The 709-nt window shown below is 64.6% G+C and carries 1 protein-coding gene; it reads right to left on the reverse strand.

The features are described 5' to 3' along the window. Positions 1-702 (reverse strand): universal stress protein (locus tag AC5Y7V_RS31395; protein WP_499883793.1); only part of this gene is annotated, 702 nt, incomplete at its 3' end. Positions 703-709 lie beyond the last annotated feature (7 nt).

Consider the following 709-nt stretch of genomic DNA (forward strand, 5'->3'; position numbering starts at 1 on the left):
GGTAACGTCGGGATAGCGTTCCTGCCAGCCGGCGAGGCGCTGCGCAAGGGCCTCCTTCGCCGCGGCTTGCACCGTCTGTTCCGACCATTTTTCCCTGCCCGGGATGTGTGACAGGTCGGCGTCATTGAAGGCGTGGAGGGCGAGCAGTTCGGAGTCGCGCCAAGAGGCTTCGTCGAAGGCGATCGCGATGGCTTGCTCCGATGCCGGCGAGCCGTCAATGCCGACAAGGACCGGCCAATTTGTGCGTTGGTGCAGGGGCGTGAGGTCGTCATGGATGACCGCGACAGGGCAGTGCGCGTGGTGGACCAACGCGGTGCTGACCGATCCAAGCACGCTACGACGCCATATGCTTTGGCCGCGGCTTCCGACGACGATCATCTCAGCGGATTTGGATTGCTCGACAAGCGCCGCCGACGGTGACGAAGTAAGCGCTTCAGTGGTCATCTGGGGGCTCTTGCCGCCCACCGCATTGTCTTCGGCGATCTTGATTGCGTCGCTGAGCAAGTGCCGGACGCGTTGTTCGAGCTGTTCGAAGAAATCAGCAGACAGCGGCTGCGGGTGCGTCGCCAGTATTGGTGGGCCGACCGCGGGCCGGGAGCGCGCGTGGACGAGGGTCAGGGGGACGTTACGCATTGTTGCCTCGCGGGCGGCCCACCGCACGGCCGCCATCGACGACGGCGACCCGTCAACACCTGCCACGATTCCTAAA

The organism is Mycobacterium sp. NGS34, assembly GCF_059812845.1.